6 protein-coding genes are annotated in these 6,552 nt (G+C 67.8%); 2 read left to right on the top strand and 4 right to left on the bottom strand.

Features of this window, described 5'->3' with window-relative positions; genetic code table 11:
• A partial coding sequence (locus ACXJKR_RS20725; RefSeq protein WP_457324420.1) for a DsbA family protein occupies positions 1–295 on the top strand: 295 nt, incomplete at its 5' end.
• A gap of 104 nt (positions 296–399) precedes the next feature.
• Positions 400–1,392 carry a recombination-associated protein RdgC gene (locus ACXJKR_RS20730; protein WP_457324421.1) on the top strand — a complete coding sequence of 331 codons (993 nt, stop codon included), beginning with the start codon at positions 400–402 and terminating at the stop codon, positions 1,390–1,392.
• Between the two features lie 99 nt (positions 1,393–1,491).
• Here the strand turns inward: ACXJKR_RS20730 and ACXJKR_RS20735 are convergent, their stop codons facing one another.
• The 4 genes from ACXJKR_RS20735 to ACXJKR_RS20750 form a co-directional block, all read right to left on the bottom strand.
• The gene (locus ACXJKR_RS20735) at positions 1,492–2,562 is read right to left on the bottom strand and encodes a type II asparaginase (RefSeq protein ID WP_457324425.1); all 1,071 of its coding nucleotides are present in this window, start codon (positions 2,560–2,562) and stop codon (positions 1,492–1,494) included.
• 202 nt (positions 2,563–2,764) lie between these two features.
• The gene (locus ACXJKR_RS20740) at positions 2,765–4,840 is read right to left on the bottom strand and encodes a TonB-dependent receptor (RefSeq protein WP_457324422.1); all 2,076 of its coding nucleotides are present in this window, start codon (positions 4,838–4,840) and stop codon (positions 2,765–2,767) included.
• Between the two features lie 115 nt (positions 4,841–4,955).
• Positions 4,956–5,510, bottom strand: a complete 555-nt coding sequence (locus ACXJKR_RS20745) for a hypothetical protein (RefSeq protein WP_457324423.1) — start codon at positions 5,508–5,510, stop codon at positions 4,956–4,958.
• A gap of 105 nt (positions 5,511–5,615) precedes the next feature.
• The coding region (locus ACXJKR_RS20750; protein WP_457324424.1) for a response regulator at positions 5,616–6,552 on the bottom strand (937 nt) is incomplete at its 5' end.

Raw genomic sequence — 6,552 nt, forward strand, 5'->3', positions numbered from 1 at the left:
GAAGGTGGCAATGCTGAAGGCTTATTTCACCGATGGCCGTGATGTATCCAATCACGAAGTGCTGCTGAGCCTGGCCACCGCCGCCGGCCTGCCCGAGGCCGAGGCGCGCGAACTGCTGGCGGGCAAGCGCTACGCCGAAGAGGTGGCTGCCGCCGAGGCCGAGGTGCACGCCCAGGGCATCCATGCCGTGCCGGCCGTCATCGTCAACCAGCGCCACCTGATCCAGGGCGGGCAGTCGGTCGAGGTCTTCGAGAAGCTGCTGCGCCAGGTCATGGACGAACCGCGCCTGGCCTGACCCACCCCTCGCCGGCGCCGCCGCGCGACCTGAGACAATCGCGGCCTGATCGCTGCCTGTTTGCGAAGCCCGCCGCTGGCGGGTTTCTTGTTTGTATCGAGCCCATGTTCAAGAACCTCATCGTCTACCGCATCGGCGAGGGCTGGCAGCCCGACGCCACCCAGCTGGCCGACAAGCTGGCCAAGGAACCCTTCCTGTCCTGCGCCCCGACGCAGCCCCTGGCCGTCGGCTGGGCCCCGCCGCGGGACGTCGAGCACGCACCCCTGGTCGAAGTCATCGACGGCCACTGGCTGCTCAAGCTCAAGCGCGAGCAGCGCCTGCTGCCCTCCTCCGTCGTGCAGGAGCGCATCGACGAGCTCGCCGAGCAGATCGAGGCGCAGACCGGCCGCAAACCCGGCAAGAAGGCCAAGAAGGACATGAAGGAGCAGGCCACGCACGAACTGCTGCCGCGCGCGTTCACCAAGACCTCGGCCACGCGCGTCTGGATCGCGCCGGAGCAGCGCCTGCTGTTCGTCGATGCCGGCTCCGCCAGCCGCGCCGACGAGGTCGTCACGCTGCTGATCCAGGCCGCCGACGGCCTGTCGCTGCAACTGGTGCAGACGGCCGAGAGCCCCGCCGCCTGCATGGCCGCCTGGCTGCTGGACGGCGTGACGCCCGAAGGCTTCCAGATCGAGCGCGAGTGCGAGCTCAAAGGCAGCGACGACGAGAAGCCCGTCGTGCGCTATGCCCGCCACCCGCTGGACATCGACGAGGTCCGCGCCCACCTGACCAGCGGCAAGATGCCGACTCGCCTGGCCCTGAGCTGGAACGACCGCGTCGCCTTCACGTTGACCGAGGGTTTTGCGATCAAGAAGATCAGCTTCCTGGACCTGGCTTTTGAAGGCCGGCCCGAAGCAAGCGGCGACGAGGCCTTCGACGCCGACGCGGCCCTGGCGACCGGCGAACTGGGCCGGCTGATCCCGGCGCTCATCGAAGGCCTGGGCGGCGAGCATGACTTCGCCGCGGCAGGTGCGCCCGCCTCGGCGCCCGCGCCCGCCATCGCCTCTCTGCCGGCGAACGTGCCTGAGGACGCGCTCAGTGAGTCACCGCCCTGGTAACACCCCAGGCGTCGGATCGCTTGGGTAGCTTGGCGCGGCACCGGCAGGCACGCCACAACGGTGCCGTCAGCCGCGAAGCTCTCGGCACGCTTCGCTAGATCAATATTCCCAGAAGATCCGCTGCAGCTCAGCGGTGGTCTGTGGCTTGGTCAGGGCCACGGCGGCCAGGATCTTGGCCTTCTGGGGGTTCAGGTCGTGGGCCACCACCCAGTCGTACTTGTCGTCGGGCTGCTCGGCGTTGCGCAGCACGATGCCGTCAGCCACGCGGCTGGAGCGGATGACCAGCACGCCCTTGTCGCGGATGGACTTGAGCTTGTCCACCGCGTAGTTGGGCACCGAGCCATTGCCCGTGCCGGCGTTGATGATGGCCTTGACGCCCGGCGTGGCCGCCGCGTCGTACAGCGCCATGTTCATGCTGCCCGAGCCGTAGACGATGGACACGTCCGGCAGCGCGTCGATGGTGTCGATGTCGAACTCGGAGTTCGCGGTATGGCGCTTGGCCAGGCTGCGGAACCAGAAGGTCTTGCCCTCGACCACCATGCCCAGCGAACCCCATTGGCTGCCAAAGGCGCTGGTCTTGATGTTCACGCGCTTGGCTGTGTCACGGCCGGACAGAATGTCGTCGGCCATGGTGATCAGCACGCCCTTGCCCTTGGCGCTGGGCGAAGCCGCCACCACCACCGCGTTGTACAGGTTCAGCATGCCGTCGGCCGACATCGCGCTGCCCGGCCGCATCGAGCCGACCACCACGATGGGCTTGTCGCTCTTGACCACCAGGTTCAGGAAGAAGGCGGTCTCTTCCAGCGTGTCGGTGCCGTGGGTGACGACCACACCGCCCACTTCCGGGTCCTTCAGCAGCGCAGAAACGCGCTTGCCCAGCGTCACCAGCTTGTCGTTGGTGAAGCTCTCGGAGGCGATCTGGAAGGCTTGCTCGCCGCGCACGTTGGCCACGCTGGCCAGTTCGGGCACACCGGCGATCAGCTTGTCCACCGGCACCTTGGCGGCCTGGTAGGTGGCGCTGTTCAACGCCGAGGCGCCAGCACCGGCGATGGTGCCGCCGGTGGCGACGATCACCACGGTGGGTTTGGCGGTCTGGGCCAGCGCCGGCAAGCCGGCGAAGGCGCTGGCCGCCAGCAGCGCGGCGCAGGCGGCGCGCAGGCCGAAGGTCATGGATTGCATGCGGAGTTCTCCTCTGGTTGTAAAGAAACCAGCGCGAGTAGATGCGAGAAACGGGCCCGCATGAATACCGATCCGGCATTCACGCTTTCAGAAGGCGCATGACTCCAGTGCATTGCCCGGGTCGGGCCGCGTGCAAAAGCGCTTCAAGAGCCCGGATCAGCAGCGGGGCAGCAACGCGCGCATCGTCGTCTCTTCAGAACCCCATCTTCAGCGTCACCCGCACCGTGCGCGGCTCGGCCGGGTGGACATGACGGTCGGCCACCGACGYCGCCTCGCCGGGCAGTTGCGACTCGTAGAAGTACTCGATGTCGTTGAGCTTGCGGTCCATCAGGTTGAAGACGTCCACCGTCAGCTCGGCCTTGTCCCACAGCTTGCGGCTGACGCGCAGGTTGGTCGTCAGCGACGAGCGCGAGCGCACGCTGTTGTCCTCGACCAGCGAGCCCGAGCCGAGGTAACGCCACTGCAGGCTGGCCGACCAGGGACCAAGGTCGCGCAGCGTGACGGCGATCGATCCGACCTTGTCGACGGCATTGGGAATGCGGTTGCCCGCGGGGTCGAAATCGGCAAAACGGGCACGCGCCCAGGCCAGGTCGGCGTCGATGAGCAACCAGGGTACAGGGACATAGCGGTTGTTCCACTCAAGCCCATGACGTTTGCTGGGCCGGGTGGCCTCGGTCGCGCCCGCGTCGCCCACATAGACGAGTTCGGAGTCGAAGTCCAGCTTCCAGATCGCGACCGAACTCTGCAGGCCCGGCACCCATTCGGTCCGTGCACCCAGCTCCAGGCCGCGCGCCGCGACAAGACCCGGCACCTTGTCGACCGCGTCTCCGGTCTTGGGGTCGATGGTGGCCGTCGTGCCGCGCGCGTCATTGCTGTGAAAGCCGCGGCCCGCGTTGAAGAAGAACTCCGTCTTGGCCCACGGCCCGGCGATCAGCGAGAACTTGGGCGACAGCAGGTGGGCCGAGGCGCTGCCGGAGTTGGCGGCGTTGCTGTAGCTATGCACCTTGAAGCGCGCCTCGTCCGCGCGCAGGCCGACGACGCCGCGCAGCCAGGGCGTCAGCTCGACCGAGGTCTGGCCGTAGACGCCAAGCTCGGTCTCGCGCACCTCGTCGTCGCGCGTCGTTGCGGTGATGCGGCGCTCCACGGTGTCGTAAAGGCCGACGCGGATGCGGTCATGGCGCAGCTGCAGGCCGATCTCGCTGCGGGCCGGCAGGTCGCCCAGGCGGTGGTCGACGGCGTGGCTGGCATTGGCGCCGTAGACGCTGCGCCTGTCCTGCTGCGAGAACTGGTCGCCGTCGTCGGGCCGCTCCAGCGCGTAGGTGAAGTTGGAGAAGAGCTTGAGCCGGTAGTTCATCGCATAGGCCGCGACGTTGGTGGCCTCTGTGCCGGTATTGCGATGCCATTCACCGGACAGGCTGCTGCGGCGCGTCTCGCCGCCGTCGCTCTTGTCGATGGCATCGAAGCGGCCGAAGGGCTGGCCGTTGAAGCTGCCGGCTGTGATGAGACGCTCGGGCACCTGGTCGGTCGATGTCCACCGGGCGTCATAGGTCATCAGGCTCGTGCTCCAGCCCTCGGCGCGCGTGCCACCCGAAAGAATCAGCACACCGTTTGTCTTGCGCAGGTGTTCGGGCAACTGCCACGGCCCGTCGTTGTGCTGCACCTCGATGGCGCCCAGCAGATGCATGTCGCCCAGGTGCGTAAAGCCGGCGCCGACAAAGCGCTGGAACTGGCGCTGGCCCAGCGTCAATGCGGCGAAGCTTTCGTCCAGCGTGTTGCGGTAGGCGATGTCGGCCGAGCCGGCGGCGGCGAAGTCGCCGTTCTTCGCAAAGTACGGGCCCTTGCGGTACTCGATGCGGTCCACCAGTTCGGGAATCAGGAAGTTCAGGTCCGAATAGCCCTGGCCGTGGCCGTGGGACGGCATGTTGACCGGCAGGCCGTTGACGGTGGTGGCGAAGTCGGTGCCATGGTCAAGGTTGAAGCCGCGCAGGAAGTACTGGTTGGCCTTGCCGTCGCCCGAGTGCTGCGTGACGATGAGGCCGGGCACGAACTCCAGCACCTCGCCCGGTCGCAATGCGGGGCGGCTCTTCAGCAGCTCGGCGCGGATGGTGCCCTGCGACGCGGCATCGGTGCTGCCGATGGCGTTGTCGTAATGGCGGCCGGTGATCTCGACCTTTTCAAGCACGGCTGAGGGTTCGGCCCGGGCTGCGGAGGCGGCGAGCAGGCAGGCGGCGGCCAGCAGCGTCGGCTGGAAGCGGCAATGTTTGGACATGGGAGCTCTCGGCAAGCCTGCGCGCGCAGGCACCGCTGGGTCCGGTCAGGACGGGCGGAAGTCAGGGGATCGGATTGGCGCAGCAAGCGCCATGGCACGCGAAGGCGCCTGTCGATCAGCCGCGAGGAGGGGTCAACGGCGGCGCGACGACACGGTCGCGCCAATCGAGGTAGGTCGCGGCAGGGTGATCGCCGCCCTCGCCCACCGGCAAGGTCAAGCCGGCCGGCRGCCAGGCGAGGAAGGCCGTCACAGCGCCCTGGGCGGTGTCGTCAGCCGGATCGCCGACCTCGAGCACGTCGGCGTCGTGCTGGGAGTGATTGTGAAAGACACCCCCATGCTCGTGCATTTCCGCGCCATGCCCATTGCTCAGCACCTGAGAGCGCTTGGAGCCCTGCAGCCGCGGGTCCTGTGCGGCGTGCAGATGGTCCAGCAGGGCGCGCAGTGGCTGGGTCAGGCCCGCCAGCACGGCGTCATGCCGAGTCGCCGTGCCGATATGCACATGCCTGTGACCTTGGAGGCCCGCAACGAGTTGCACCACGCCCTGGAGCGGCAACACGACGAGCAGCAGCACCAGGACGGCAGCACGCGTTCGATGGAGCAGTGATGACAGGGTGGGTGGCACGGGCGTGATGACAAAGGAACCGAGGCGGGCGCAGGCCAGGCGACGCATCTTCGATCGCCAGCATTGCCCGCGTATGACATTCGCTTGCTTGTCCTACGTGGGCCATCGGTGGCCGGATTCACTGAAGGCGTCGCCGCAGCCTGGCAATGACGATCACGCGGCCTGCGCGGTCTCACTCTCGACGGCCCGGAGCTCGTCGACGACCTTGTCGAGGTGGCTCGCCACGTCGTGCACCATGGCGTCCACCTCGGCGTCGCGCGCGCCATGCAGGCACCCCCGCTCCAACGCAGCGGCAGCGGCCTGCACGGCATGCATGCCGAGCGTTCCGGACAGGCCCTTGAGGTCGTGCGCGGCGCGCATGGCGGCGTCGGCGTCGCCTGCACGGCGTGCGGCGTTGAAACGCTGCGCGAAATCGGCCTCGCGGTCGCGGAACATGCTCAGCACACGACGGTACAGCACGCCGTTGCCGCCGACATTGGCCAAGCCGCAATGCGCGTCGATGCCGTTCAGTGCCTGCAACGCGTCGGCGCTGCTGTCGTTGCCCACCACCACCAAACCGCTCGGCTTGACCCATTTCGCGAGGGTGGCGAACATCTCATCGACCTTGATCGGTTTGGCGATGTGGTCGTTCATGCCCGCCGCGATGACGGCTTCACGATCGCCGACCATCGCATTGGCGGTCATGGCGATCACGGGCAGCGCCTGCAGCGCCGGCTGCTGGCGCAACGCCCGCGTCGCTGCATAACCGTCCATGACGGGCATCTGGCAGTCCATGAGCACCGCATCAAAACGCTCGCTGGCCAGCTTGCGCAGCGCTTCCTCGCCATTGCCGGCGACGCTGACGACGATACCGGCGCGGCTGAGCAGGTCGACGGCGAGTTCCTGGTTGATCGCGTTGTCCTCGACCAGCAGCACATGGGCACCGGCCAGCGCCTTTCGATGGTCGAGCTGTGCTTCTTCGCGCCGCGCAGTGCGCGTGGGGACGGCAAGCGCGCGCCCGAGTGCGGCAGCGCAGGCATCCAGCAAGGTCGAGGGCGTGCCCGGCTTCGTCAGCAGCGCGCCGGCCCGCAGCTTGTGCTCGGCCAGGCGC

The sequence above is a fragment of the Roseateles sp. P5_E11 genome (genome assembly GCF_054049355.1).

Excerpts from the sequence above, each read along its gene's own strand:
- ACXJKR_RS20735 (WP_457324425.1), bottom strand. The coding sequence starts at position 2,562 with ATGACCTTCGGCCTGCGCGCCGCCTGCGCCGCGCTGCTGGCGGCCAGC.
- ACXJKR_RS20730 (WP_457324421.1), top strand. The coding sequence starts at position 400 with ATGTTCAAGAACCTCATCGTCTACCGCATCGGCGAGGGCTGGCAGCCC.